This window comes from Streptomyces anulatus, assembly GCF_014650675.1.
GTDB lineage: Bacteria > Actinomycetota > Actinomycetes > Streptomycetales > Streptomycetaceae > Streptomyces > Streptomyces anulatus.
Genome location: NZ_BMVK01000029.1, coordinates 17,392 through 43,647, shown reverse-complemented (window position 1 = coordinate 43,647; position 26,256 = coordinate 17,392). Strand labels below are relative to the sequence as shown.

The following is a 26,256-nucleotide window of genomic DNA, read 5'->3' as shown; positions in this document are numbered from 1 at the left end:
ATCGTGAGCGAGGATGAGAAGCCCTCGGCGCACGCGAGCCGTAACGCGCCGACGTGCCAGCCTCAGGTCACTTTGGTCCCGTCCCAGCGGACCGTGAATTGGAGCGGCCCGAAGCACTGGGACGCAGCCCGGCTGCCCTGCCGGTACTGCGGTACCAGCACGAACCTGCGCGACATGCAACGGCGCCCTTCGTGCAAGGTCTGCCACGAGGAACACCAGTCTGCGTAAGACGACCAGGCCCGGTCGGGGGACGTGAGCGGAATCCGAACCGCCCCCTACCCGGGCGGGGCAGGGGGCGGCACTCAGGTCAGACGCGGCGGCGGTTCCACCAGTCCAGGAACACCGCGGCAACGACCGCAGCGAGGACCGGTGAGACCAGGGTGACGACCAGCGTTGCCCGCTCGGTCGGGGCCCAGACGATCGTCGCGACCAGGCCGAGCGCCACGACGGAACCGATGATGCCCAGGGCCAGCGTGCGCCGGTTCAGACCGGCGGCATACTGGTAGAGGGCGAGAAGTTGCTTCACGTGCGGTATCTCCTCCACGCTTGCCGACCATCTCGGACTCTGACCTCACGGGAATGGTCGGCTTTGCGTTGCGGCAGCTTGGATTTACTTCGTACCGCGAACCTTCACCAAGGCGCGATGGGTGAGCTGGACAGCCCACTCGACCGCCTCGTCGGAAATGAGCGGGCAGTTGACCACGTACTTGTGGCCCTCCTTGACGTCACGGAACTGGATGAAGTCTGTGGCGAGGTCGGCAACATCCTCCCGGGTCAGCCGCAACGTCAGGCCACAGTTGGCCGGCTTGACGTAGGCGACGGCCCCGTAGCGACGGACACCGTCGTCGCGAACCATCAGGTAGTCGGTCTGGCCGTCTTTCGTGCGCGTCGACCGTCCGGTGACGATCTCAACGCCGCGGAGCCGGTCGAGGTACTGCTTGACCCGGGCCTTACCCTCGTCTGTCCGCCCCCTGTCGTTGATGAAGATGGAGACCTCCATCTCATCCATGTTGGTGCTGGATACCAGGACGTCGGCCGTCTCCTCTGCCGCCGTCTCGACGCTGCCGCTGTCGGCGGCCGTTCCCGTGAGACGCAGGAACTCCGCGATCTCTTCGGGCGTGCCTTCCAGGTACCTCATCAAGCGTCCCTCCCCTATGCGCAACGCGCTACTCGCGTGCGAGTGAGAAGAAGATAGCATCACTCACGCATCAGTAGCGTCACTCACGCGTGAACTATCAACTCACACTTCTACTCACGCGTGAGCGGGTGTAGCGGGACGCGCCTCTCAGGAAACCTGCGATTCTCCGTGCATGGCAGACAGCCTCGCTGGGATATTCGGTCTCTTCCTAGGGGGCGGAACCGGCATGATCACTCTCGACTGGACCCGACGCAGCGACCTCTGCGTACGAGCGATCGCGGCTGCTCCCCGCACGCTCGGGGATGGTCCCGAGAACTGCGGGCCGGGCGCCCTCGCGACGCGCTGCTCCCCGCACCCGCGGAGATGGTCCCCACGCCGGTACGTTCGCTCAGAACGCGCACAACTGCTCCCCGCGCCGGCGGGGATGGCCCGACGTTTCGGCGTGGACGTCGCAGCCGATGTACTGCTCCCCGCGCGCGCGGGGACGGCCCCACCTCCGAGCAGCATGCAGTTCGCGTCGCGAAGCGCTCTTGTGCGCGGCGGAGTTGTGAGCCACCTTGGGCGGGTAGAGACGGATCAGGGCACGGCGTCGTGCCCGGGGGTTGGGGGCGGCTCTTGTCGAACGGGCGTGTGCGGCTCAGTGGCGGAACAGCGTGGCAGACCGATTTCCGGCGGCGGACAACAGGCCGCCCGGTTCTGAGCGCTATGGATATCGCGATGATCCGTCGCTCGTTGAACGGCACGCTCACCGAACTGCAGCGTGCGATCGATCGCTTCGACGTGGCCAAGGCGGCGGATCTCTTCGAGTGGGCCTGGCATCAAGCTTCCCAGGCTCCGCCGCGCGAGACCCGGGAGCAGCGGGCGCAGCTCAGAGATCTCAAGGAGGTGTTGGGTTCACGTCGGTGGCGAGAGGAGGAGCGTCGCCTGGCCGCGCAGAAGCTGACTCCGCGTCTGGTCGAGGGCACGCCCGCGCCTGGTCGGAAACCCACGAAGCGGCCGTCCTCCGCACAGGTTCCCGTCCTACGGCCGAGGACGGTGTGGTCCTCCGACACATCTCGGGTCAGCGTTCCAGCACCAGTGCAGGTGCCGGCGCGGAGGGCGCAGTCAGCACCGGCGGCTCGTGACGCTACGCCTGTGCCCGTTACGGAAGCGCTTCCGGTTCTTAAGGACTTTCGGGCGTCGGTGTATCTGGAACCGGGACGGCTCGCAGAACTCGCGACGGACCTGCGGCCGCTGCTGGAGCAGACCGCTCGGGCCGGAACGGCCACTACTTGGAAGGCGATCCGCAAACGTCTGCCCGCCCTGGCGCGTCTGCACCGCGATGACGAGAGCGTCCTGCTGTGGCTCGTCGACGACGAACGCAATCAGGGAGATCCTCTGCTGTCAGCCCTGGTCACGGTCGGCGACCGGCAGATGCACCCGCGATTCCCCACCATCGCTGAGCAGCTCGGCGCTACCGCCGGACGCTATCCGACGCAGCAGCGCTCCACCTGGAGCTACGAAGTCCTGAAGTCCCATCAGCGCTGGCGCCACCGGCGCTGATGCTGGAAGTCCGCTCCCCACGCACGTGAGGATGACCCCATCGCCATGGGCGCGGTCGCGCTCGCCCTCACCTGCTCCCCACCAGGTGGGGATGGCCCTGGGCGGGTACGGGCGGGCTGGTGCACTCCGCACTTCTCCCCCCATATACGTGGGGATGGCCCCTCCGTGACCGCCGGCCAAGAGGCGCGATTACCTGGCGGGACCAGAACTGTTCGCCGGGTGCTGGGAATAGCCTTGCCGTCACGGCAGGAGAAAGCTGATGGTCGATATGTCAGATTCGGTGAAAGTGCTCGAGAATCGCACCCACTCCTTGTAAAGCTGCAGGTCAGGAAGACTGCTCCCCGCGCGTGCGGGGATGGTCCCGACCAGGTCAAGGTCACCGGCAGCATCGAGATCTGCTCCCCGCGCGTGCGGGGAGGGGTCCCTGCTGCACCGGGGTGGTCACGGTGTAGGACCTCTGCTCCCCGCGCGTGCGGGGATGGTCCCGGGCCCGGCTGGTGGTACGAGCCGAAATTCGACTGCTCCCCGCGCCCGCGGGGATGGTCCCTGGCCGCCGAGCGGTGCGTCGATCGTGTCGGTCTGCTCCCCACGCCCGCGGGGATGGTCCCCGCCACGCAGCGTAAGCCCGACACCCGTTCGGCTGCTCCCCGCGCCTGCGGGGATGATCCCTCGCCGTCCTCGTACGCGGACCGGCGCTTCGGCTGCTCCCCGCGCCTGCGGGGATGGTCCCCGGCAGACCGTGCTGGTCCCGGTGTTCGTCATCTGCTCCCCGCGCCCGCGGAAATGGTCCCGTTCCCGGGCTTCATGCCGGCGGTGACGGTGCCTGCTCCCCGTACCTGCAGGGATGGTCCCCGGTGTCGCGCCGGGGCGACACAGGAGGCGAACTGGTCCCTACCCGCGGGGATGGTCCCCTCGTCCGGTTCGACGTCACGGACGTGGACGGCTGCTCCCCGCGCCCGCGGGGATGGCCCCTGCTCAAGGACGCGGCCCGTATCCGGAAGGTCCTGCTCCTCGCGCGTGCGGGGGTGGTCCCATGGGTCGGCAGATCAACTTGTCTGGCTCCTCCTGCTCCCTGCGCCCGCGGGGGTGGTCCCGCAGTGTCGGCGCTGATCACCATCCTGCGGCGTGCTCCCCGCACCTGTGGGGATGGTCCCGAGGGATTCTCGGCGGCCGACCCGGAGCCGAACTTCTCCCCGCGCGCGTGGGGATGGTCCCTCTCTGCTCCCGTACCTGCGGGGATGGTCCCACCCGACCCAGTCCGAGTACGAACCTGCCCTGCTCCGTGGCCGAGTCGCTGCAGGCCCGCTCACGGACTTCTCTCCGCACCATGGAGTGGGAGCCCGGTGGATTCCCGCGTTCTACAGGTCGAGTACCGCCCACATCCTGCGGCCGTCTTCTGCGGTGTCGGTTCCGCACGAGACCGCGCCCAGGCTGGTCAGTTCCGCAAGGACGGCTGTGTCCGCGACCGCGAGACCTGGCCGGTGGGACAGGGCGACGATCAGCGCCTGCCGGTTCTGGTCCGCGAGGTGTAGGGACACTCGCCGGCCGCCATCGGCGACCGCGGCCCGCATCAACGCCTCCGTCAGGTCGCCCGCAGCTTGGTCGGCCTCTCGGTATCCCCAATCGTGCAGCTGGCGCACGACATTGCTGCAGGCCTTCTTCGGCGACCAGGCAGCTGCCTCGAGCGACCAGTTCGCCGACCGCCGGTTCCGTACCAGCATCCGAGCCCGCGCCGTTCCTTCCAGGCTCGTTTCAGGACGCGGCGGCTGTACAGGTCGCTTCGGCGGTGGTGGAGTCTTCGGCGGGTAGTCCGGTGTGTGATCCAGCACGAGTGCTCCCAGGATCGGCGCGGGTACCCATCGTAGAGGCGCGATTACCTGGCGGGACCAGAACTGTTCGCCGGGTGCTGGGGATAGTCTTGTCGACACGGCAGGAGAAATCTGATGGTCGATATGTCGGATTCGGTGAAAGTGCTCGAGAATCACGCTTTCCCGCTGTAACGCTGCAGGTCAGGAAGTCTGCTCCCCGCGCCCGCGGGGATGGTCCCCTCTTCGAGTGGCTGCACAAGGCGGTCGTCTCCTGCTCCCCGCGCCCGCGGGGATGGTCCCGCCCCGCCGGATTACCGGCGGGGCGTTCTTCGCTGCTCCCTGCGCCCGCGGGGATGGTCCCGACCCGCTACCCACCCGAACGCCTGAAAGGCCCTGCTCCCCGCGCCCGCGGGGATGGTCCCACCGACACGTGGTTTCCGGAGGGGCGTACCAGCTGCTCCCCGCGCCCGCGGGGATGGTCCCAACGGGCATACTCCCGCCCCGGCAAGCGAGACCTGCTCCCCGCGCCCGCGGGGATGGTCCCTGGCCACGCTCATGGACGCGATCCAGGGGACGCTGCTCCCCGCGCCCGCGGGGATGGTCCCGTCCTTCAGCGCATGTCGGTGGCGCTCATGCACTGCTCCCCGCGCCCGCGGGGATGGTCCCGGGCAGGCGCTCGGCCCGACCGTCCTGATCCTCTGCTCCCCGCGCCCGCGGGGATGGTCCCGTCGCGGTGGACGCAGCCTTGACCTTCGCTTCCTGCTCCCCGCGCCCGCGGGGATGGTCCCCATGGCCGATGCCAGAGTCGCCCAGATCGTCGCTGCTTCCCGCGCCCGCGGGGATGGTCCCGTCCGCACCGGCCGGGCCGCGATCCGCGCCGACTGCTCCCCGCGCTCGCGGGGATGGTCCCTCGGCTTCCTCGGTGTCCGAGGGGAGCAACACCTGCTCCCCGCGCCCGCGGGGATGGTCCCACCACGTACGGGATGAGATCGCCATCCGAATGCTGCTCCCCGCGCCCGCGGGGATGGTCCCATCCCCACCAACGCTCACAACTGCCGGGCCCGCTGCTCCCCGCGCCCGCGGGGATGGTCCCCAGCGCAGTTCTTCGGGAGCGAAGGCAGGCGGCTGCTCCCCGCGCGTGCGGGGATGGTCCCGTCATGCCTAACCCCTTTCTGGTCCTTCCAGAATGGCGCCACCCTGTTTACCTAGGGTGTTGCCTGAACTGTGCGTGCGGGCACGGGGTTGCGATGCGGTCGGACGCTGCGGTGGAATCGGGCGGGCTGTGCACCTGAGGCCCCGGCGGGAGGGACTGGTTCATGGACGGTATGACAGCTCTGGACAGCGTGCTGCAGCAGGCGCACATGGTCCGGATAAGTCCGGTGAGCGGGTTCGGCGGGGACGGGGAGATCTGGGTGGACCTCGCCGATCCGGCCGAGATGGGTCAGCTCAGGGCGGCCATGGGCGTGGAATCGCTGGTTGGGTCTCGCTGCATGTGTCTCGGGGACGTCCGCTTCGAGGTGCTCGACCCCGGCGGTGAGCGACTTGCAGACGTTGTCCTGCACCACGGGGCGACGCTGAGGTGGGGGCAGTGGGAGAGCGACGCCGTCCTTGTTGACGGCCTCCTGCTTCTGGCCTGGTTGGACGGCCATGGCATGCCTGGCCCGATGCGGCAGTTCGTGGCCGACCGGCATCGAGCGGAGGAAAGAACGGCGGAGGAGCGCACCTGGCTGGCCGCGATTCCCGCCGGACTCGACGGGGCCGCCGACCGGATCCTCGCCCTCTCCCGGACCGGCGGAGCACCCTCCCCCGAACTGCTCGCGGAACTCACGGACCGACTACAGCTGGCATTCCCTGACCCGTTGGAGCGGGTGCTGGCCCTGCTCGACTGGTACGGCTCCGGCAGCGGGCGGTGCTCCGGCTACCCCGTTCACGAGGGCGTACCTGGCGAGCTTCTTCGCAGGGTTCCGATCGCCGAGCTGCTCGCAGGGCTGGCCGACTCACGGGCTGGAGAGCGGCACGACGCCGGGGCTGTGCGGCATCTCGTGGGCTGGAGGACCCGCCCGCATCAGAAGCGCGATGTTGCCGGCCTGCCCGAACCATTGCGCGCCAGGCTGCTGGCGCACGCCCGCCGTTCCGGAGACTCCGACAAGCAGAGCCGCGCAGAACGGTGGTTGGCACCCTCGCGGGCCTGAGAGCCCTGCCCGAACGCGGATGAGACCGAGCAGCGGGCGGCATCGCGTCGTTGAGACCGGTGCCAGAGATAGCCTTGTCGTCACGGCAGTTGAGAACTGAGGGCCGATTTGTCGGATTCGGTGAAAGTGCTCGAGAATCACGCGTTCCCACTGTAACGCTGCAGGTCAGAAAGTCTGCTCCCCGCGCCCGCGGGGATGGTCCCGGCTCACCCAGCACGTACGGCTGCTGGAAGGCCTGCTCCCCGCGCCCGCGGGGATGGTCCCGCCGCCGTACGGGCACGGGCACGGGCCCCCGGCTGCTCCCCGCGCCCGCGGGGATGGTCCCTCCAGCTTCAGATGCCGGGCCTTCACCGGCCTCTGCTCCCCGCGCCCGCGGGGATGGTCCCCTTGAGGACGATGGCGAAGTAGAGGGCTGCTCCCCGCGCCCGCGGGGATGGTCCCGGCAGCTCCGCGACCGGATCCGGGAACCCGAGCTGCTCCCCGCGCCTGCGGGGATGGTCCCCTGTACGGATCGTCCGACACCTTGCCGAAGTACGGCTCCCCGCGCCCGCGGGGATGGTCCCGCCGAGCAGCTCGGCCCCGTGCTCCACACCGCCTGCTCCCCGCGCCCGCGGGGATGGCCCCGAGCGGTACAACGCCTGCCGGCCGACGCTCTACTGCTCCCCCCGCCTGCGGGGATGGTCCCTACGGGGGTCGCGGCCCGTACGTGTACGCCGACTGCTGCCTGCACCCGCGGGGATGGCCCCCAGTCCGGGCCCCGGCCACACAGCTGCGCGAGCTGCTCCCGGCACCCGCGGGGACGGTCCCCCGTAGGTCGCCAAGCCCCTGCGGAACCTGCTCTGCTACCCACTCGCGCGGGGGTGGAAAAGCCGCCTTCGTCCTCGAAGAGGAGCCAGGCTCCACGTGCGGGGCGTCAGGGTCTCCGCCCGCGTCCCGTGCGGTGCAGTAGACGGGCAGCCCGACGGCGGTCGCCTGGTCGTCGTCGGCATCCGGCAGCGGCCCGCCGTGGCGTTCCCCGTAGTCCCGGGCCAGTCCCGCCATCAGCTCGCCGACACCACGCTCCGGCCCTGCTCGCCGGGGTCGGTCTTCGGCGGCAGCAGCCTGAGAGAGTCGAGCGCCCCGGCGGTGGCCATCATCGTGCGACGGCTGGCCGGCGTCGGTTCGGGCTGCTCCTTTTGCGCGCAGGTGTGGTCCTTACTGCCCCACTCCCAGTAGAGCGTGGGGGTGGTCATCCTGCCGAGTTCACGTTCGCCCACGTCGTGGAGGCGGTGCGCCATCTCGGTGGCACCGGGAGTCAAGGTGCCCTCTACGTACGGCTGTTGCGGTGGCGACTTCGGCGGCGCGGTTGAAGCTGAAAGCCCCATCTCGGCGGCCAGCTTCGAGACTGTGGAGGCGCTGCGCTTGATCTGCCGTGCGATGTCGTTGCGGGACATGCCCTCGGCGTGGTGGCGGCGTACCGCTCGCCGGTCTGTATCAGTGATGGGTCGGCCCATGGGCACGGGCCGCCCCCTCGCCGCGGTGGTCTGGGATTGGTCGCCTCGCGGTGGGGGAATGGTCTCGTGTAGGTCACGACCGCACGCATAGACCGATGGTTCTGTCCAAGCTGCGACACGATGAGCACGTGGAAATTGCGGAGTTGGTGCTCAAGTTCGTGCAGGTTCTCGTGTGGCCGGCTGCCACAGTGACCCTTGTGTTGGGTTTGCGTGCCCCGATCAGCAAGGCCATAGGGCGGCTCTCAAGGCTAGAAACCATGGCCGGAACGGCAGAGTTCGCGGAAGAAGCACGTGATGTACGCGATGAAGCTGAAGAGATCACCGCGACACAAGGGATAAATGAAAACAACGGCGAAGAGGGGCCCGTAGACAACGGCCCGGAGCCGGAGCCACGCCCTGATCCGGACTCGCAGCCGCAGCCAGACCCGGAGCCACGTTCGGACCCGGAGCCACTCCCGGAGCCACGTTCGGACCCGGAGCCCCCTCCGGACCTGGAGCCGCAGCCGCGCCCGGAGCCACGTTCGGAGCAGACCGTAGCGGACAGGATGCTCAACCAGCACTGCTCCACCCCTGAGTGGAGGCGTGCTGGAACTCTTCGCAGCGCTGAAGCAGAGTGGTTGGCGTTGCGTGCGCCTATGGACGCATTCTCCGAGCCTCTAGAGATCGCAGCTGTTTCGCCTTCGGGGGCCGTCCTCACGGCTTGGGCGCGGCTGGAAAAGGTCTGCCTGGGAAGCCGAAGCCTGCATGGATCAACTCCTCGGGGCGGCACCAGCACGCTAATGCGGCAAAGGCTCCGCGCGGCAGGGGCACCCAGCGAGATCTTCGATATCTACGATCGGCTCAGGAGACTGCGTAACAGAGCTGCGCATGACCCCGACACCGTCACATCAGAAGCTGCGGTCGACTTCATTTCGAGCTGTCGGACTATTGCCCGGGTCATCAAAGAAGACCCCGGGTTGTTTTAGGCATGCCGGACCATCCCCGCCCCCGCCGGAATGGTCCCGCGGGCCGGGCCTGGCGCGATGCGAAGAAGACCTGCTCCCCGCGCCCGCAGAGATGGTCCCCGCACCACCCGACGAAACCGCCGGACGCATTTTCGCTCCCCGCACATGCAGGGATGGTCCGGAGACACAAAGTGACCGACGCTCAGCCCTACGCTGCTCCCCGCGCCCACGGGGACGGTCCCTGCGCCCGGGACGCACCGGCCTGCGCTGTGGCCTGCTCCCCGCGCCCGCGGGGATGGTCCCCCTTGTGGAGGAGCAACTCTGACACCCTGGGACTGCTCCCCGCGCCTGCGGGGATGGCCCCGCCTGCTGTCCTGCCTCGGCCTCGCGACCCGGCTGCTCCCCGCACCCGCGGGACTGGTCCCTCCCTGGCCACCGACTGGTCGTCGGTGCTCGTCTGCTCCCCGCACCCGCAGGGATGGTCCCCAGCTCATGCAGCTCGCCCAGCTCGGCGGCGACTGCTCCCCGCGCCCGCGGGGATGATCCGGTGCTGCCCGTCACCCGGGCCGCCACGGTCGTGCTGCTCCCCGCACGTGCGGGATGGTCCCCCTGAGCTGACGAACGCGGACGTGGCGGAGCACTGCGCCCCGCACGTGCGGGGATGGTCCCGGGGGCCGATGGTTGTATCCCATCGGCCCCCACTGCTCCCCGCACCCGCAGGGATGGTCCCGACGACCGGCAGACGGCGTACGCCCTGTTTCGCTGCTCCCCGCACCAGCGGAGATAGCCCCATCTACCGGCACGGCCTCAACGCGAAGCACATCTGCTCCCCGGTCCTCCGTGGGCCCCGACTGGTCCCCGCACCCGCGGGGATGGTCCCCAGGGCGCGCGGTCTGATTCACCGTTCCCAGTCTGCTCCCCGCACCCGCGGGGATGGCCCCTGGTCGCGGATCTCCGTGTTGAACGTGGACCCCTGCTCCCCGCGCCAGCGGGGATGGTCCCCGCGCCGTCGCGACGGCCGCGTAGATGTCGCTCTGCTCCCCGCGCCAGCGGGGATGGTCCCGCGAAGTACGTTGTCAACGACCTTCGTGCGGCCTGCTCCCCGCGCGCGCGAGGTGGCTGCCGCTCGGTTCGGTCACGCGATCACCATCGGGTTGGCGTCGTCGTCCAGCGGGCGCGCGGCGAGTTCGGGCAGCCGGTCCCTCCACGGCGCTGCCACGGCCGTCCCGGTTCGGGCGAGGGCCTGCTCGCGTAGCTGCTTCAGCCGTACCGCCAGCAGGTGCTGCGCGGTGCGCTCTCGGGCAGCGTCACCGGCTTTCGTCGCGGCGGCGACGGCGTCCGCGCCGTCCGGGTTGTGCTGGAACCAGCGCCGTCCCCGCTCGGTCCGGTACGCCTGGGCCGCCTCTGTGTCGGCTTCCTTGGTACGCCCGAGCCGTCCCAGGGCACTGCTGCGGTACTCCGGCAGCGCCGCTTCCACGGTCTGGAGCGCGGTGAAGGCGAGTACGGCGTCGACGCCGGCAGGGTCCGCGTCCAGCTCGCCGGGCTCCATCATCGCCATGACCTCGTCCTGCGCCCTCGTGATATCGGTCAGCAGCGAGGTGCGGACCTCGTCAGTGACGGCGCCGACGGTGCCCGGGTCGGTCAGGTCGGCGGACCAGGTGGCGGCGACCCGCCCGGTCTCCACGATCAGCACCTCGGTCCGGCGCCGGTAGCCACACGCCTCGCACAGCCCGCCGGACCGCTGCTGCCCACAGTCCCCGCACGGCAGGATCCGGCGCGCCGCCTCAGCGGCGGCCGCGGCCTGTCGCTCGCGCTCCGCCTGTTCCGCGGATGCCGCACGAGCCGCAGTACGCTCGGCCTTCTCCGCGCGGGCCCGCTCCGTTCGCCAAACGAAGTCCTGCGCTTCGATGGCAGCCTGCTCCCGCAGTCTGCTCTCAAGGAGCCGCCGGCGCTCGTCCTCGGTGAGGGCAGGCAGATCTCGGTCGATCTGCGCCGCGATCTGCGTTCGCTGAGATCGCCGACTGTGGATCACGTTCCCGCAGCTCGCACAATCGCCGCCGGTGTCCAGACGGATGCCGTCGTCGCAACGCGGGTCCGAGCACGCGGGCCGCCGCACCAGGCCTCGGCTCATCAGCCACCCGTACGGCTCGTTGACCAAGGCCTCGCCGCCGGTCTCGGCCAGGCGGTCCGTGAGCCGGCCGGCCAGCAGCTGCGGCGCTCCCTCGGGCGTCAGCCCCAGACCCGCGAGCTGCGCCAACTCGGCCTTCGCCGCAGCCTCCACCTGGTCCTGCTGCCACCTGGACAGCTGCTTCCACAGCCACACCACCGGCCCCAGAGCCACCCGCAGGCGAAGATCCACAGGCAGGTCCACCCTCCGCTGCTGCTGCGCCTTGTCCCAGCCCACGACCGTCGGCCGGACACCGGCACCAGCACCAGCACCAGCAGCACGCTTCTCACCCCCCTCATCGACCGGGGAAACTTTCGGCTTTTCCCCGCGCAGCGGGCCGCCCTCAGCCACCGCAGACACGGAACCGGCAGCGGAGTCCTCGCCGTCGACGGCCTGGTCCTCGCCCGCGCACGCGCGCTCCGGCGGACGGCCCTGCCCCCCACGGCCTTCGCCGGAAAAGCCACCAGAAAGCCGCAGGGGAACAAGCGGAGTACCCACGTGCGGGTGATCAGCGTGAAGGATTCCCGCAAGGTCGGGGTCGGAACTCTCCTCCTCACCGGCTCCTTCCACGTCGCTGACCTGCGCCGACCCATCAAAGTCAGGGAACTCACCAGGCATTACCGGACCGTCGGGGTCTGAAAAACCGGCCCCCTCATCTTCCGCGCCCTGCTCCTGGACCCCTGTCGCGACCTTGCGGCCGTGCGCGGCGGCCACCGCCGGCACTACCAGCCGACCGCGCTGGTTCAGCCGGGAAGCAGTCCTCGCCCGCGGCCGCAGCACCAACCCCACCTTCTCCAGCCGCTCCAGCACCCGCTCCCCCGCCGACGCCTTGCACCCCAGCAGCCGGGCCAGCGTTGCCGCAGCACGACCACGACCGGTATCCACCGCCCCGCCGCACTGCCGCACCCACCCGTTTTCCCGCGCCTCCAGCACCAGCAGCAGCAGCGCCAACCGGTCCGTCGCCGCCCCCCGCCCCGTACGCGCCCCGAGCAGCCCGGCCGGAGTGACCGACCCGTCCCGGTGAACCCACCCCGGTGCCATCACGGCCTCCAACAGCCGCAAGAACGTCGCGAACTCCTTCTTCGCCAGATTCAGCGGATGCCCCGCCACGCCCTGGCCCGCCCACATCGGCAGCACCCGACACACCAGCCCGTCGTCCTGCCCGAACTCACCCTCGTCCGTCACCACCGAGACCAGCCCGGACTTCTTCAGAGCCGGAACAACCGCCGTAGCCGTACGCGACCTCGACAACCCGATCCACCGGCCCAGCTCCGCCGTACGGATCTCCACCTCCCCCGTCTCCGACGGCGTCCGCGACGCCAGCACCAGCACCGCCAGCCGCACCGCGTCCGCCGCGCCGTTCAAGCCGGCCGTGTCCAGCAGCGCCCGCACCGCGCCACCCAACCGGGCGCGCGCGTCCGGACCGAGCGACAGCGGATGACCCGCCGCAAGCTTCGGGACCGGCCCGGCCGGGACCAACCGCAGCCCACGCCGCGCAGCCCCGCCAACGAAAGTACGGGGGCGCGGGAGCGCGGCCGGTGCCGCCACGGCGCTCACTTACCCACCGCGCCAGCAACTGCCAACGCGCGAAGGACGGGCGGTAAAGCACTCGAAAGGATGAAGCTGCCGCGCCCGTTGAGTAGGAACCCGCTGGTGACCTTGGTCACTCCGGGGCTGTTCCGTGGCGCGAGAACGGGCCGGAAGAGAGGTGTGTGGGCATGCCGATGGTGGCAGGCACGCGAAACGTCGTGCACAATGGCTCCCGTGTTGAAGGGGCTCGCCTCTTGGCACGACGAAGCCCCTTAAAGGGCTTCGGTTTCGTGGAGAAACCTGATGTTGAACCGCTCGGCCAGCTGGCACTGGACGGGCAATCCCTTCGGAGAGCCCTGCAAGGCTCTCCGGTGTCAGAAGGGCGCTCCAGCTGAGGTGACTGCAATCACCTCGCGGCTCGGAGGCCCGGGGCGGCAGACCCGTACGGGTGCCGCCCCAGAAGGACCTACGTCATCCCGTCCCCCTCGTCAGAGGCGCGGTACGGGGCGTTTCCGGACTTAGACAGCACGAACGCCCCGTCGAAGGACCAGCGACCAGCAAGGTCGCTGGTCCCACGGCGGGGTGCGGTGTGTGCGCGTGCGGGTACGGGTACCCTGATCACGTCGCCACCTCCTGGTTCCTAGGAGTGCGCGGCAGGCTCAAAGACCCCTGCTACAAGGTCTTTTGGCCCGAGTGGCCCCTCCCGGCTTGTCCAAGGCCGGTAGATGGGGCCACTCCCATTTGATCTACGTCGACGCCACCTTACCGCTCCGGGGTGCCTCGCTCTTCATTGGCGGCAACGTGTTGGACGTCAAGCATGCCCGGGGGCTGACAAGCCGTCACTGCCCTTACGCGTGCCAGTCCGGGGGAGCTGGGCGTGGCACGCCATCAGGAACTGGCGTGCCACATGCCGGGGCGAAGGATGTCTTCCCACACCTCCAACGGGCCTTCGTCGTCGGAGTAGACAGTGCGGAGCACCAGCACGGGTACGGGTACGTCCGGGGGAACGTCGATGCCGAATTCGGCGAGTTCTTGAGTGGCGGCGAACCGGGCGGCGCTCTTCTGCGGACCGGCCGTTAGCTGCTGCCCCGTGCGTTCGGCGTAGAGGTCGTGACGGAACTTCGGCATGGGCCCCGGATCTAGAAGCTCAGGTAGGGCGGCCAACGCACGCATGTGAATGCAGTTGAGGGCCAAGGTGATCGCCCGCTCGCCTCGCATGAAGGTGCGGCTGCGGATCACGATCTCGTCGTACAACTCGACTCCGAGGAGTGCCGAGATTTCTGTATCCGCACAGGAGCGAATCACCGATTGCGCGTTCACATAGGTCTCGCCCGGCGTAAGCGGCTGTCCAGTTCGGCGGAGCCGTTCTAGGCGGGCCGCGCCTGTAACAACAGTCTCAGGCGAGTCGCCCGGGCCGAGAACGACCGTGCCGCTCCCGAAGACCATCCGAACAAGCCCTTCTGCCTCCAGTGCTTGGTAGGCCCGATGAACGGTCGCGGTGGCCCCCTTGCCGGCGGCTACTTGCGCTTGCACCGAAGGAAGCCGCTGATCAGGGGCGTAGTGCCCCTCATTGATCTGCGCTGCGATCTCGTCAGCGATCTGTCGCCACTTCGGCGGCTGCTTGGACGAAGGCATGGCGACTCCTCTTGTTGATGCCTCCAGTGAACACGATTCTAGAAGGGTTGACAACCCTTCTAGAAGGGTTCATTGTCTAAGTCGTACCACCGCGAAACAGCAGGGGTCACCGTCTCTTCGGCGCATGCGACAGCGGGCCGGAACCTTCGGTCTCCTGCGCACCACCAACCGAAAAGCGCAGTACCGCACAGAGCTATGTGGATGCCCGCCTCAAGGGACGGGTTGCCGGGTGACGAATGACGAGGTCCCCGTGCCGGCTCGTGTGGTCGCTCTGACAGCAGTTGCGCTGCCCGTCCTCCACGGCCCCTCGTAAGCCCGTGGAGGGCGGAGAACGCAACCAAGTCCGAACCCGAGCTTCTTCCTCGTTGACCAGGGAGTACCTGATGCGTCCCAGCCGTCGGCCCGCCCTCAAGGCGAGCGAGATCCCGCCCCAGAACCTCAACCTCCGCGACGGCGAGCGCCACTCCATCGTCTGCCCCGACTGCGACACGTGGCACCCGCTCTACCGCAAGATGATCAAAACCCACCACCTGGACCGCGAGGTCCGCGGCGGCCGCGCTCCCCGCTGCCCCGGCAGTGCGCAGCTGATCGACATGGACATCAGCGTCGAGCAGTGGGGCGAGAGGATGCTCGCCGCCGACAGCACAGCGACGGGCCGCCGCTCCGCCCGCCAGCACTACAAGCCGCTGGCACAGCCGCCCGTCCCGATCTACCGCCTCGCCGACCGGGGACCGCAGGGCACGCCGACCCTGCACCGCCTGCTCCCGCTGCTGGAACGCGCTCGCCACGCCGTCGACCAGCACCGCGTTGCCTGCTCCCTCTGTGGGGCCGGCGGAAGGTGCGACGCGGGGCGTGCCCTGGAGGTCCGGCTTGCTGAGACGGACGCCTCCTGCACGATCGCCCGCGAGCAGCTGAAGCACCAGGAGCGTCGGCGGTTCGACCGCGCGGCCGCCCCGAAGCGCCAGTCCGCGTGGGCCGCCGTACTCCCGGCGGTGCAGGACGCCGACACCCGCCGTTCGGTCGTTCCCGTTCCGCCCGCCCGGCCCGAGGCGCCCGCCCAGGCCGAGGTCCCCAGCGTGCCGACGGAGCCGGAGAACCTCGAGGCGTACGACCGGCGGCAGGCCGAGCTGGGCAAGCAGTACGCGCAGCGGAAGACCATGGCGGCTCTGCCTGCCTGACCCGCACTTGCGACGAACGACCGAGGCCCCGGCCGACCCCACGCGAGGGGGTCGGCCGGGGCCTCGGCTGCTCGTACAGCAGTCGACTCCCCGAAGGGGGAGTGAACGGCGACAGCCCCAGGGATTGCGCCCCCGGGGCTGTCCAGGACCTGAACTGGAGGACCTGATGCACAGCATGACACGCACGACCCCCGCCCTGACGGGCGGCGTCTGCCCCACCTGCCAGCTCATCATGGAGGCCTGCACCTGCACCGGCGTTTCGCAGCTGCTGACCGCGCTGGCCCCACGTGCGGGCGTGGCCGACGAGATCGGCGACCTGGACGACCGGAGCGGCGACGACGGCCGCGGATACGAGCGCGACGAGACCGAACGCTTTCACCAGCTGGTCCGTCAGCTGACGGCCGAGGGCGACGACTTGGCGGCCGCCGTCGGCCGCCAGGCCCGCCGGACGTTCGCGGAGATGGCCCCGGGCCAGTCCCGGCAGCCGGTGCTCCACCTGACCCGTCCACTGACCTTCACCCCGACACTCCCGGCCGGGCCGACGGCGGGCGGGCAGTGCGACAACTGGCAGGGCACGGGCGGCAGGACCGTCGACACCAGCGCCGACGGGGTGACCCGCCAGCACTGGCAGTCCTGCGGCCCGTGCGGCGGAACGGGGGTGGCCCGATGAGCACTGCGATCACGAGCCTGACCGACGCCGAGCGCGCCGAGCTCTCCCGGAAGAACGCCGAGCAGAACAAGCAGTCGGAGAGCAACCGCCGCTGATCCCGGCTCAGCCTGTCGCCTCCACCCCCGGAAGCACGGGCGCGGAGGCGGCGGAGAGCGCCGGGACCACCCATCGCTCCGGCCCAACGGCCGCCACCACACGCGAGCGGCCCCGGGGACGCACCCCCGGGGCCGCTCTGTACGGACCTACACGGAGGCCCTGATGAACTCTCTCATCGTGAACGCCGTCTACGCGCCCGCCGCGGACCTGCCGGTCAACACCAACTGGCGGATTCGCGCGATGTGCCGGGACGAGGACCCCGACCTGTTCTTCCCCATCGGCACCACCGGCCCGGCCCTGGCCCAGGCCGAGGAAGCCAAGGCCGTGTGCCGTACCTGCCCGGTCATGGAGGCCTGCCTGGACTGGGCGCTGGAGTCCGGCCAGGACCACGGGGTGTGGGGCGGCGCCGACGAGGACGACCGTCGCACCCTTAAGCGGCGGGCCGCGCGCCTGCGCCTCAAGGAGCAGAAGGCCGCCGCGTGACGAAGCGCAGCCTGTACGACCTCTACATGGACGCCGCCGTAGCCGTCCGGGAGCACGACGCCGCCTGCACCACGTGTTCGCCGGAGCGCCGCTGCGCGCCGGGCCGGCGTTTGTACGGCGATCTCGTCCGGCTCGAGGACGACTACCTCGCTCAGCAGAAGATCAGGCGCACCTGACCGCACCGCTCGCCCGCCCCTCATCGAGGAGAGCCCCATGGAAAGCTGCCGCCCCGCCCTTCCGATCACCAGCCCCGCCGTGCTGCCGGACTCGCTGTGCCAGCACACCCCGAAGTGCCCGAGCGCCGAGAGCCCTGACCGGGAGGCCGCGAAGGTCATCGCTGCCCACGCGGTGCAGGGCTGGAGCCTGTTGTGCAACGCAGTTCTGCTCTTCGAGGACACCGGCGAGGTTCTCCCCGACGGTCAGATCGTCGCCCCGCATCGGCCCACCGACACCCCGGCCTTCACGGCCTGAAAGGAATCCGCACCATGTCCAGCCAGATCACCGAGCTGCTCCTCACCGACGGCAGCACCTTCCGCAGGGGCGATCACGCCCCGCACCGCACGATCCAGACCGGCCACCAGGCCGACATCCCCGTCATCGTCCGCAGCATCGAGGACACCGGGAGCCGGATCGAGGTCCGGCTCAGCAAGGGCTACAGCCTCCAGTTCCCCGCCGCCCGCATCGACCGCCTGGTTCTTCAGGCCAACGCCTGACCCTCCCCCGGGCCGTCTGAACCACCCCCTGTTCGAGCCCTGCTGGGCCACTCCGCGTTTCGTTTCCACCCGGCTTGCGTTTCGTCTCCGCCCGGCAGCGTTTCGGGAGCACCGGCCGCCCGGGGACGGGCGGCCGGTGCTCCCGCCGCGCTGGACCGGTCGGAGACGGAGCTCCGGACCACGAGCGGCAAGCCCGCAAGCCCCGTTTCGGTTCCACCGCACCCCGTTTCGGGAGCAGCCGCCCGCGTTTCGGTGGCAGCGCCCGCCGTTTCGTTCCCGCCCTGAATCCCTCATTCCGGAGGCCCTGATGACGATCACCGAGTGGCCGCGTACCGCGGCCGGACCCGACCCCGTTTCGCCCGCACCGACTGCCGTTTCGGTAACACCCGGCGCTGTTTCGGAGACGCCGGATTTCGTTTCGGGGACGCAGAAGCGGAATCCGGACGAGACCGGCTCCGTCCCGCCCCGGCAGCGGCTGACGGGTATCCAGAAGCTCGCGGTCGGCGGGATCGTGGCCGCTGCGCTGATCCTCGCCGGCATCGGCCTCTACCTGTCGTTCGCGCACGTCGCGAGCTTCGCGCACAAGGAGCTCCGCTTCGGGTCGCTCGACAAGGGCAAGCTGTTCGCCGTCGGTGTCGACGTCGGGATCATGGTGATGATCGCGGTCGACCTGCTGATGGCCTGGCTCAAGCGGCCCATCACCTGGGTCCGCTACCCGGTATGGCTCCTGACCAGCGCAACTGTCGTCCTCAACGCGGCCTCGGCGGTGCCGAAGGACCGGGCGTGGACGCTGGTGGACTACGTCGCCGCGTTCGCGCACGGTGTCGTTCCGGTCCTGTTCATCATGATCGTGGAGGTCGGCCGGGACGCGATCGACCGGATCGTGCGCCCCGGCCGAGCCGAGCGTGATGCGATCCCGCTGATCCGCTGGGTCCTCGCCCCCATCGCCACACCCCGGATCTACCGCCGGATGCGGCTGTGGGGAGTGGCCTCCTACCCCGAGATGGTCCGCCGCGAGCAGGACCTTCTCGCGTACGAGCAGTGGCTCAAGCGCAAGTACGACGGCGACCTGTCCAAGGCCACCGACGACGAGCGGCTGCCGATGAAGATGGCGCCCTACGGCTACACCGTCCGCGAGGCACTCGCCATGCCTGACCAGCAGGAAGCCGAAGCGGAGAAGCGGGAGGAAGAGGCCGAGCGGCGGCGCCTGGAGGCGACGACCCGCCAGGAGCTCGCCGAGAAGCGGGCCGAGGCCGAGCGCCTGGAAGCTGACGGCCAGCTCGAATCGGTCCGGGCACGGGTGGAGGGCGAGAAGGGGATGGCCCGCGCGCACTCCAAGGCCCAGATCAGCGCCGCCGAGCGGGCTGCCGAGCTGAACGAGACGGCGCTGGAGACCGCTGTTCAGGCCGAGGCCCGTACACGAGTGGCCGAGGCCGAGCGTAAGGAGGCAGCAGCCCGCGAGGCCAGGGCCGACGCTGATCTCCGTACGGCCGAGCTGGAGCGCGCGGCAGCCGAGAAGCGGAAGGAGGCGGCGGAGAACGACCGGGTCGCCGCCGCCGAAGCGCAGGCGGTCGAGACCCAGGGCATCGCCGAAGCCCGCAAGGCCACGGCCGAAGCCGACCAGGCCGCTGCCGAAATCGAAGCGGCTGCTGCCGAAACGCGGCGGGCCGCTGCCGAAACGGCCCGCCTGGAGACCGAGGAGATCGAGCGGAAGGCGCGCGCCGCCACCGGTATTGAGCAGGCCCGCAAGGCTGCCGCCGAAACGGCGAAGGCCGCTGCCGAAACGCGGCGGGCCGCTGCCGAAATCGAGCGGGCCGCGGTCGAAGCCGAGGACATCGCGCGGCTGAAGCCGCGCGAGCGGGGGCTGCGCAAGGTCGCCCGGATGATCCTCGCCGTCGGCGGCGACGCCGAACGGCTGCCGCTCGCCGACATCCAGCACGAGCTGCTGCTCAACTCCCCCGGAACCGCCTCCGAGTACCGCGCCGAAGCAGCCCTGCTGCTCGCCGACGGCTACGTACCGGGGCAGTGACCTGCACAAACGAGCTGTTCGACGGTTCCACCGGCCCCCGAGACGAAGACAGCGCCTCGGGGACGCGGTGAAGGCGCCGTAACGCCACGACAAAGCCTCCCAGATCGCCCCCGCCCCAGAAGGAGAACCCCCTCATGGATATCAACGCCCTGTTCACGGACGAGGGCCTGCGGGCCTTCACCGCGACCGTCCGCGACCAGCACGTTCGTGACGCCCAGCAGTACGGGCAGATCGCGGACATCGTGCGCCGCCGCCTGGAGCAGACGCCGATCGAGGGCGACCGCTGGATGGCCAAGAGGCTGCGGGCCTGGAAGGTCGCGCGGCAGCTCAAGGCCATGCAGAGGGCGTCCGGTGAGGCCGCGAGCAAGGCGGAGGCCCTGTATGCGACCTACGTCAACGAGGTCCTGGAGCTCCCGCAGCGCCGGGCGGTCGCGGAGGCCAAGAAGCTGGAGCGCAAGAACGGCCGCCAGGCCGCCGTCGGCGCGGCCGTCGCGGGCTCGCTGAACCGGACGGTGACCGCGCTCAACACCCCCCAGGAGCAGCCCGCGGGCACGGTTCCGCAGGCCAGGCCGGCGGAGTTCGTGACTCCGGAGAGCCCCTTCGGGCAGTGGCCGATGGCGGCCGGTGGTGAGCGTCCGACCAGCACGATCAACGACTACTTCGCCAAGGGAGAAGGGCAGTGACGACGCCTCGGCAGACGCAAAACCGCGCGAAGCACTGGAACGGACGGATCGCGGAAGCCCGGAGCGACCAGGAGCGGGCCGGGGTCTGGTACGACGCGTGCCGGACCCTGGCCCGCCAGGCGGAGCGCGACGGCAAGCCGGATGTGTGGCGCAAGCTCACCGCCACACTGCACGACTTCTACAAGCACAACGGAGGGTGACGAAGTTCTTCTTCTTCACCGCCTCCTACTCGCTGCCCGGAGCACCCCAAGGCGCGCGCGTGTCGTGCGCGCGCGAGAGTGCCCCAGGCGGTGACCGTCTGTCAACTCCGAGAGGGAGACGTCATGGCCGACGACGACGGCCCCAACAATGTGATCAACTTCCCCCGCGTGGGCTACACCGCCCCCGCCGACCCCCCGGCGGAACCCCTCGCGCAGGTCCCCGCCGACGTGCCGTTCGCGGCCTCCGCGGACCCCGCCCCGGCCACTGCGGAGCCGTTTGCACTCGCGACGCGGACCGACCCGATGGATGTCATCGCGGCCCTTCCGGACCCCGGTCAGAGTGCGCCGTTCGCTCCCGCGCCGGGGGCCGTCGCGGCTCCCGCCGGTGCGGGTGCGGTGGTCCCGGCGACCTTCCGTTCGGAGGGTTCCCCGGCGGCATCGCCGCCGGGCCTGGGGTCGCTGTCCCTGGCGGCGATCCTCGCGGTATCCCTCGCGGCGATGCGCGGTATTCACTCCAGCATCGCGGCGGGCCGGGCCAGCAGGGAGCAGCGTGAGGCGGTCGCGAAGACCGCGGGCAGCGGCAGGGGGGGCTCCTCCAAGGGCGGTGCGAAGAAGCAGGTGCCGTCCGGGCCCGAGTACGGCCGCAAGGCCCTCCAGAGCGGCTCTGGCGGCTCGTCGGGGCGGTCTGGCGCCGGTGGTCCGGGCCGGTCCGGGCGGGGCGGCAGCGGGACCCACAGCGGCTCCGGTGGAGGGCGGCGCGGCGGGTCGACGACCAAGTCACCCAGCGGCTCCGGCAGCGGTGCCGGAGGCGGGCGCGGACGCGGTCCTGGCGGCGGTTCGGGCTCCGGCTCGGGCGGCGGCCGTACCAACTCGCCCAACAAGAACGGCTCCGGGATCACCCCGCTCAAGCGCAACTCCCAGGGCGGCGGCCACAGCCTCAAGAAGAACCACAACCCCGGAACGGGCGGAGGATCGGGCGGCCCGGGAGGCTCCGGCTCCGGCAAAGGCCCGAACAACGGCAGCGGGGGCGGCGGGAAGAACCGCGGCCCCGGCGGTGGGTCCGGGGCCTCCGGCGGTGGTTCCCTCCGGAACCGCAAGCGCGGCCCCGGCAGCACCGGGGCCGGAGCCGGCGGTTCCTCGGGTGGCACGCAGAAGAAGAACGGGGCGGGAACCGGCAAGGGCACGGGCGGGAAGACCACACCGACCACGAAGGCCCCCACCACGAAGGGCACGGGATCCGGCAAGGGTGCGGGTGGGAAGACCACGCCCGGAGCGACCAGCCCGAAGGGGCCGGGTACCGGCAAGGGAACAGGGGCCGGCCCTAAGAGCGGCACGAAGAAGTCGCCGCGCGGGACGACCGGCCCGGCCGGGATCCTGCGCAAGAAGCCCGGCTCCACCACGGCGGGCACCGGCCCGAAGACGAAGCCGAAGGGCAAGGGCGGCGGCGCGGGCGCCACCACCGCGCCCGGCAGCAAGCGCGGCGGCGGGAAGAAGGGCAAGACCCGCTCCGGCAAGGGCGGGACCGGCCCGGCCTCGGTGCCCAAGGCGCCGGGCGGGAAGTCCCGAAAGGGCAAGAAGGTCACGCTCACGCCGGGGATCGCACACGGCACCATGGCGGCGTCGGACTCCTACGGCTGCCGCTGCCGCAAATGCCGTCGCTTCGACCGCGAGTACGGCAAGAAGATGGACGCGGCCCGCAAGTCCGCCGCCCGGGGCCGGACCACCTTCGGCGAGGCCGTGCACGAGACCGCCGAGAAGCGGCTCAAGCTCCGCCGCAAGAAGCTCGGCCCGCCCATCGTCACGAAGGTCAAGGTCAGGAAGCCGAAAAAGAAGTCCGGCCCGAAGACCAAGACCACCAAGCCCGGCACCACCAAGCCCGCCGGCCCCGCCGGGAAGGCACCCTCCGGGCCCGCGGCGAAGGCACCGTCGGGTCCGGCCGCGAAGGCCCCGGCCCGCCGTACCCCCTGGTCCACGGCCAAGGCGCGGGCCCGCAAACGCGCCCGGATGCGCACCACCACGGTCCCCGCGCCGACGACCGGCACCACCACCACCCCGCCCGTGCCACCGGTCCCGCCCGGTCCTCCGGCAGCTACTCCGGCCCCGGCCGGCGCGGCTGCCGCGCCCGGCGGGGCGGCCCCCGCCCCATCACCGCCGCCGGGGGCACCTGGTCCTGCGGCAGTGACCCCGGCCCCGCCCGCCGCACCTGCCGGACCCAGTACGGGTCCGGTCCCGGTGGGCGGGGGCACGGTGCCGGGCACCGGTCAGCAGCGCCTGACGCCGTTCGAGGCGATGGGCATGGCGACGGCGGTGCCCGCCCAGGCCGGGCCGATCACGGTCGAGCGGGCCGACTCCCCCGAGCCCAGCCCGGCGACGTCCGGCGCGGGCGGCCCCGCCGACAACCCGAGCACGAAGGAGAACAGCGTGAGCACTGCCCCCGACACCCGCGACAGCTGGCTGGCCCAGTGGGGCAGCGGCGGCATCGCGGACATGGACGCCCAGCACGAGACGGAGGTGACCCTCGACGACTCCCTCGACGTCCTCGAGGAGCTCACCGCTCAGTCGTTCAAGGCACATGAGACCTGCAGCAAGCTCTCCATGAAGGCCCGGCAGATCCGGTACGAGCTCGAGGACCTCGCCGTCGACCTGCGCTCCACGCACAACGTCATCGGCCGCCTGACCGGCGCCGCGATGGCGAAACTCGCGGAGTCCATGGAGCTGCTGGCCCGCAAGGCCGACGAGATGGCCGCCAAGTCCCTGATGGCCGCCGAGCTCTCCGAGAGTGCGGAGAACGCCATGTTCGACGCCTACCGGCCGCTCCAGCAGGCCACCGAGGACACCGGCCTGGCCGTCCCCGCCGCCCGCGTCCACAACCAGAACTGAGAGGAGATCAGCACGTGAGCGACAACCTCCCGGCCATCCCGGGCATGAACCACGGCGTCGCCAGCAGCACCGGCGGTACGGGCGGCCCCCTCGGCTTCCTCGCCCTCGCGGGCCGGACCGCGAAGCTCGCCGCCTCCGCCCTCTTCCTCAAGGAGGGCATGCACCTGCTCCGCTCCCACATGCAGGCCAACTCCACCGCAGCCCTGCGCCTGGCGGAGATGTGCGGCCAGGCCGAAGTCGAGCCCCGCTTCACCTCGATGATCGAGGACGTCTCCACCGCGCTCACCGGCGTCGCGGAGGCCTCCGGCGACATGGTGAACGCCGCCGACTCCGTCGACAACGACGCCCGCGGCTTCAACAACGCCCACGAGAGCGAGTACCGCCCCGGCTACGAAGCCTCCAACGGCTCCGGAGTCCAACAGGCCAAGCCCGGCTTCTACCGGCGCACCGGCCGCCGCCACTAACCCCAACCCACCCACCGCAGCAAGGGGCCGCGCCCACACCGGGCACGGCCCCTCGCTGCACCCTGCCCAGATACGGAGGCTGCGTTGAGCACCACCGACCAGGCCGCACCGGCCGTCGACACCACCAAGTCCGTCCCCGGCCACGTCATCTACCGGCGCGTCCTGGCCGAACGCACCTCCTACGCCCTCGCCGCCGCCGGGATGGCTGTCGGCCCGCAGCTGGACGACAGTGCCTGGTCCTACCTCGCCTCCGGCGGCATCGGGCTGGGCACCCTGGCCTGGCTGTACGCGAAGACGAAGAACACCGAGGGCCAGGGCCTGAGTGCCATCACCCGGGCGCAGCGCGCGATCCCCTTCCTCACGGCCGCCGGCACCTACGTGGCGAACCTGATCACCCCCGGCTTCAACTGGTGGGAGATCGTCGACGCCGCTGCCTGGGCCGGTCTGATGGGCTGGATGGCGCCGCTCACCCGCAGCGCCGGCCTGGTCCTGGAGCTCACCGAGCACCAGGTGCAGCCCGGCACCGGCCTTGCTCCCCGGGAGCTGACGTACACCGAGTTCCTCGCCGCGAAGTGGCAGCAGGCCACCGGCGACGGCACCCGGCTCGTCTCCATCGCCCCGTACCGCACCGACCGGCCCGACTTCGAAGCCGTCGTCGTCGCCCAGGCAGGGAAGGCCGTACCCACCTTCACTGACGTGCAGCTCGCCGCCGCGTTCGACTTCCCAGTCGGCACGGTGAAGATGCGACCCGTTCAGGGCTCGGGGCCCGGCCGGATGCGAGTGGTCGCCCGCCCCACCTCCGAGGATACCGAGGCCGTAGCCGAAGGCATCCGGGGTCTGTGGGAGACCGCGGTCGCCGCCCCGGGCAAGGCCGCCCCCGGCGTCGACCTGATCGACCACCGGACCGAGAAGGACCGCATCGTCCTCCTGGTCGCCTCCCCGCCGGGCAAGACGATCTACCTGCCGCACACGGCGATCTGCTCCGCCTTCGGCATCGACGACCCCTCCCGCCTCGTCATCGAGACCGACGGCATCCGCCAGGGCGTCGTCTCCGTCTACAAGACCAACCCGCTGATGAAGGTCCGCAAGGCCACCGTCGAAGACCTGACGATGGACTCCAAAGGGCGGGTCACCATCGGCGTCTGCCACGACGGCAAGCCCGCCCGGATGCGCCTGTGGGACCCGGGCCAGGGAGCGCTGCGCGGCATCACCGCCGGCGTCACCGGCGCGGGCAAGTCCGTTCTCCAGAACCTGATCCTCGCCGCGGAGAAGCGCTCCGGCGTCGTCTCCTGGGTCGGCGACGTCCAGGGCGGCATGTCCCTGCCGGAGGCGGAAGGCAAGGTCGACTGGTTCGCCAAGGGCCCGGTCGAAACGCTGCTGATGCTCACGGCCGCGCACGCGGTCATGAAGTACCGCGAGCGGATCTCCAACGAGATGGGGCGCGGCGACTTCGCGCTGGGCAAGCCGTGGCCGCTCATCAACATCACGCTGGACGAGATCAACCGGCTGCTGTCCCACCCGGACGAAGCGATGCGCAAGGCCACCGCCTACCTCATCGCCGACATCCAGAAGACCGGCCGCAAGGTCGGCATCGGCATCCGGCTCGCCGTGCAGTCCCTGCACCTCAAGGACCTCGGCGATGACGACGCGATCCGCCAGCAGGGCAAGGTCGGCGCCCTGTTCCTCATGCGCACCGCGAGTTCGTCCACCAAGGAGATGGGCCTGGACGGCATCGCCCCGGCCGGGTTCCAGATGGAGAACATCCCCGCCCGGATCTACGAGAACGGCCAGATCGAAGCGCTGTTCTCCGGCAAGGACGACGAGGACGGCGAGTCCACGGCCGGGATGGCGTACATGTTCCTCGACGGCCGGGCGAAGTTCATGCGCACCTTCTTCGCCGAGAAAGTCGACGGGGTCTACCCCGACCTCATCGCCCTGTACGGCGAAGAGCCGGCCAACGGACTCACCAGGGGCGAGGCGGAGGCCGTCCAGGCCAAGGTCGGCCTCTACGACGTGCGGCACACCAACCCGTACGCCGACTGCGACACCCTCGCCCAGGCCTTCTCCGACGCCCCAGGCAGCACCCCGGCCGCCGCCACCCCGGCCCCCGCAACCGGGACCAACGACGGCGACGGCGGCGACACCTCGGCCGCGCCTGTCCCGTTCGGCGGGCCGTTCGCGGACATCCTGTTCGGCCTCGACAACGACCCCGGCGAGGAGCCCGGCCTCCAGGACCAGATTCTCGACCTCCTCGCGGACGGGCCCAAGCCTCTCAAGGAGCTGCGCGCCGCGCTGCCGGACTTCCAGCCCTCCAGCGTCAGCAACGCCTGCTCCCAGCTCAAGGCGAAGGGCCTGGCCACCACGCGCAAGCGCGGCGTCTGGCAGCTCACCGATAACTGACCCGCACCTGC

Annotated in this window: 20 protein-coding genes and 1 CRISPR repeat array; of the genes, 14 read left to right on the top strand and 6 right to left on the bottom strand. The window is 70.5% G+C overall.

What is annotated here, in order from left to right; translation table 11 throughout:
- Nucleotides 1–307 precede the first annotated feature (307 nt).
- Nucleotides 308–526 (bottom strand): hypothetical protein, encoded by a 219-nt coding sequence (locus IE272_RS37635; protein ID WP_190010207.1) that lies wholly within the window; start codon nucleotides 524–526, stop codon nucleotides 308–310.
- Between the two features lie 84 nt (nucleotides 527–610).
- Nucleotides 611–1,138: a hypothetical protein gene (locus tag IE272_RS39015; RefSeq protein WP_229898078.1), complete on the bottom strand. Its 528-nt coding sequence runs from the start codon at nucleotides 1,136–1,138 to the stop codon at nucleotides 611–613.
- A 705-nt stretch (nucleotides 1,139–1,843) separates the two neighbouring features.
- On the opposite strand from IE272_RS39015, the gene IE272_RS37625 reads away from it, so the two are divergent.
- Complete coding sequence (locus IE272_RS37625) at nucleotides 1,844–2,680, top strand: hypothetical protein (protein ID WP_190010205.1); 837 nt, start codon at nucleotides 1,844–1,846, stop codon at nucleotides 2,678–2,680.
- A gap of 1,358 nt (nucleotides 2,681–4,038) precedes the next feature.
- On the opposite strand, the gene IE272_RS39010 is transcribed toward IE272_RS37625, so the two are convergent.
- Nucleotides 4,039–4,401 (bottom strand): hypothetical protein, encoded by a 363-nt coding sequence (locus tag IE272_RS39010; RefSeq protein ID WP_229898076.1) that lies wholly within the window; start codon nucleotides 4,399–4,401, stop codon nucleotides 4,039–4,041.
- 296 nt (nucleotides 4,402–4,697) lie between these two features.
- A CRISPR array of direct repeats spans nucleotides 4,698–5,642; the repeat unit is 29 nt; unit sequence CTGCTCCCCGCGCCCGCGGGGATGGTCCC.
- Between the two features lie 162 nt (nucleotides 5,643–5,804).
- Here IE272_RS39010 and IE272_RS37615 point away from each other — a divergent pair.
- Nucleotides 5,805–6,680 (top strand): hypothetical protein, encoded by an 876-nt coding sequence (locus IE272_RS37615; protein WP_190010203.1) that lies wholly within the window; start codon nucleotides 5,805–5,807, stop codon nucleotides 6,678–6,680.
- Nucleotides 6,681–7,720: 1,040 nt separating this feature from the next.
- Here IE272_RS37615 and IE272_RS37610 read toward each other — a convergent pair.
- From IE272_RS37610 to IE272_RS37600, 3 genes are all read right to left on the bottom strand, one after another.
- Nucleotides 7,721–8,113: a helix-turn-helix domain-containing protein gene (locus IE272_RS37610; RefSeq protein ID WP_229898074.1), complete on the bottom strand. Its 393-nt coding sequence runs from the start codon at nucleotides 8,111–8,113 to the stop codon at nucleotides 7,721–7,723.
- Between the two features lie 2,139 nt (nucleotides 8,114–10,252).
- Nucleotides 10,253–12,676, bottom strand: a complete 2,424-nt coding sequence (locus tag IE272_RS37605; protein ID WP_229898072.1) for a hypothetical protein — start codon at nucleotides 12,674–12,676, stop codon at nucleotides 10,253–10,255.
- 1,026 nt (nucleotides 12,677–13,702) lie between these two features.
- Nucleotides 13,703–14,449, bottom strand: a complete 747-nt coding sequence (locus IE272_RS37600; RefSeq protein WP_190010201.1) for a GntR family transcriptional regulator — start codon at nucleotides 14,447–14,449, stop codon at nucleotides 13,703–13,705.
- 383 nt (nucleotides 14,450–14,832) lie between these two features.
- On the opposite strand from IE272_RS37600, the gene IE272_RS37595 reads away from it, so the two are divergent.
- From IE272_RS37595 to IE272_RS37540, 12 genes are all read left to right on the top strand, one after another.
- Nucleotides 14,833–15,627: a hypothetical protein gene (locus tag IE272_RS37595; protein WP_190010200.1), complete on the top strand. Its 795-nt coding sequence runs from the start codon at nucleotides 14,833–14,835 to the stop codon at nucleotides 15,625–15,627.
- A 175-nt stretch (nucleotides 15,628–15,802) separates the two neighbouring features.
- Nucleotides 15,803–16,297 (top strand): hypothetical protein, encoded by a 495-nt coding sequence (locus tag IE272_RS37590; protein ID WP_190010198.1) that lies wholly within the window; start codon nucleotides 15,803–15,805, stop codon nucleotides 16,295–16,297.
- Between the two features lie 258 nt (nucleotides 16,298–16,555).
- Nucleotides 16,556–16,876 carry a WhiB family transcriptional regulator gene (locus IE272_RS37585; protein ID WP_190010196.1) on the top strand — a complete coding sequence of 107 codons (321 nt, stop codon included), beginning with the start codon at nucleotides 16,556–16,558 and terminating at the stop codon, nucleotides 16,874–16,876.
- Nucleotides 16,873–17,052: a hypothetical protein gene (locus IE272_RS37580; RefSeq protein ID WP_190010194.1), complete on the top strand. Its 180-nt coding sequence runs from the start codon at nucleotides 16,873–16,875 to the stop codon at nucleotides 17,050–17,052. The genes IE272_RS37585 and IE272_RS37580 overlap by 4 nt, the downstream gene beginning before the upstream one ends.
- Before the next feature lie 94 nt (nucleotides 17,053–17,146).
- The gene (locus tag IE272_RS37575) at nucleotides 17,147–17,347 is read left to right on the top strand and encodes a DUF5999 family protein (RefSeq protein ID WP_308433897.1); all 201 of its coding nucleotides are present in this window, start codon (nucleotides 17,147–17,149) and stop codon (nucleotides 17,345–17,347) included.
- Between the two features lie 14 nt (nucleotides 17,348–17,361).
- Nucleotides 17,362–17,589 (top strand): hypothetical protein, encoded by a 228-nt coding sequence (locus IE272_RS37570; RefSeq protein WP_190010190.1) that lies wholly within the window; start codon nucleotides 17,362–17,364, stop codon nucleotides 17,587–17,589.
- Between the two features lie 307 nt (nucleotides 17,590–17,896).
- The gene (locus IE272_RS37565) at nucleotides 17,897–19,618 is read left to right on the top strand and encodes a DUF2637 domain-containing protein (RefSeq protein WP_190010188.1); all 1,722 of its coding nucleotides are present in this window, start codon (nucleotides 17,897–17,899) and stop codon (nucleotides 19,616–19,618) included.
- 134 nt (nucleotides 19,619–19,752) lie between these two features.
- Nucleotides 19,753–20,301, top strand: a complete 549-nt coding sequence (locus IE272_RS37560; RefSeq protein WP_190010186.1) for a TraA-like protein — start codon at nucleotides 19,753–19,755, stop codon at nucleotides 20,299–20,301.
- A complete protein-coding gene (locus IE272_RS37555) occupies nucleotides 20,298–20,501 on the top strand; it encodes a hypothetical protein (protein ID WP_190010184.1) in 204 nt (67 codons plus the stop codon). Before IE272_RS37560 ends, IE272_RS37555 begins: the two co-directional genes overlap by 4 nt.
- A gap of 123 nt (nucleotides 20,502–20,624) precedes the next feature.
- Nucleotides 20,625–23,381 (top strand): hypothetical protein, encoded by a 2,757-nt coding sequence (locus IE272_RS37550; RefSeq protein WP_190010182.1) that lies wholly within the window; start codon nucleotides 20,625–20,627, stop codon nucleotides 23,379–23,381.
- 14 nt (nucleotides 23,382–23,395) lie between these two features.
- Complete coding sequence (locus IE272_RS37545; protein ID WP_190010179.1) at nucleotides 23,396–23,845, top strand: conjugal transfer protein TraB; 450 nt, start codon at nucleotides 23,396–23,398, stop codon at nucleotides 23,843–23,845.
- Between the two features lie 84 nt (nucleotides 23,846–23,929).
- Entirely contained in the window at nucleotides 23,930–26,245 is a 2,316-nt protein-coding gene (locus IE272_RS37540) for a winged helix-turn-helix transcriptional regulator (RefSeq protein ID WP_190010177.1), read from the top strand.
- The last annotated feature ends 11 nt before the right edge of the window (nucleotides 26,246–26,256 follow it).

Bases quoted from the DNA above. Each gene is read 5' to 3' on its own strand.
- IE272_RS37585 (WP_190010196.1), top strand. From the start codon at position 16,556: ATGAACTCTCTCATCGTGAACGCCGTCTACGCGCCCGCCGCGGACCTG.
- IE272_RS37625 (WP_190010205.1), top strand. From the start codon at position 1,844: ATGGATATCGCGATGATCCGTCGCTCGTTGAACGGCACGCTCACCGAA.
- IE272_RS37610 (WP_229898074.1), bottom strand. From the start codon at position 8,113: ATGTCCCGCAACGACATCGCACGGCAGATCAAGCGCAGCGCCTCCACA.
- IE272_RS37590 (WP_190010198.1), top strand. From the start codon at position 15,803: ATGACACGCACGACCCCCGCCCTGACGGGCGGCGTCTGCCCCACCTGC.
- IE272_RS37600 (WP_190010201.1), bottom strand. From the start codon at position 14,449: ATGCCTTCGTCCAAGCAGCCGCCGAAGTGGCGACAGATCGCTGACGAG.
- IE272_RS39015 (WP_229898078.1), bottom strand. From the start codon at position 1,138: ATGAGGTACCTGGAAGGCACGCCCGAAGAGATCGCGGAGTTCCTGCGT.
- IE272_RS37565 (WP_190010188.1), top strand. From the start codon at position 17,897: ATGACGATCACCGAGTGGCCGCGTACCGCGGCCGGACCCGACCCCGTT.
- IE272_RS37595 (WP_190010200.1), top strand. From the start codon at position 14,833: ATGCGTCCCAGCCGTCGGCCCGCCCTCAAGGCGAGCGAGATCCCGCCC.
- IE272_RS37560 (WP_190010186.1), top strand. From the start codon at position 19,753: ATGGATATCAACGCCCTGTTCACGGACGAGGGCCTGCGGGCCTTCACC.
- IE272_RS37550 (WP_190010182.1), top strand. From the start codon at position 20,625: ATGGCCGACGACGACGGCCCCAACAATGTGATCAACTTCCCCCGCGTG.
- IE272_RS37570 (WP_190010190.1), top strand. From the start codon at position 17,362: ATGTCCAGCCAGATCACCGAGCTGCTCCTCACCGACGGCAGCACCTTC.
- IE272_RS39010 (WP_229898076.1), bottom strand. From the start codon at position 4,401: ATGCTGGTACGGAACCGGCGGTCGGCGAACTGGTCGCTCGAGGCAGCT.
- IE272_RS37615 (WP_190010203.1), top strand. From the start codon at position 5,805: ATGGACGGTATGACAGCTCTGGACAGCGTGCTGCAGCAGGCGCACATG.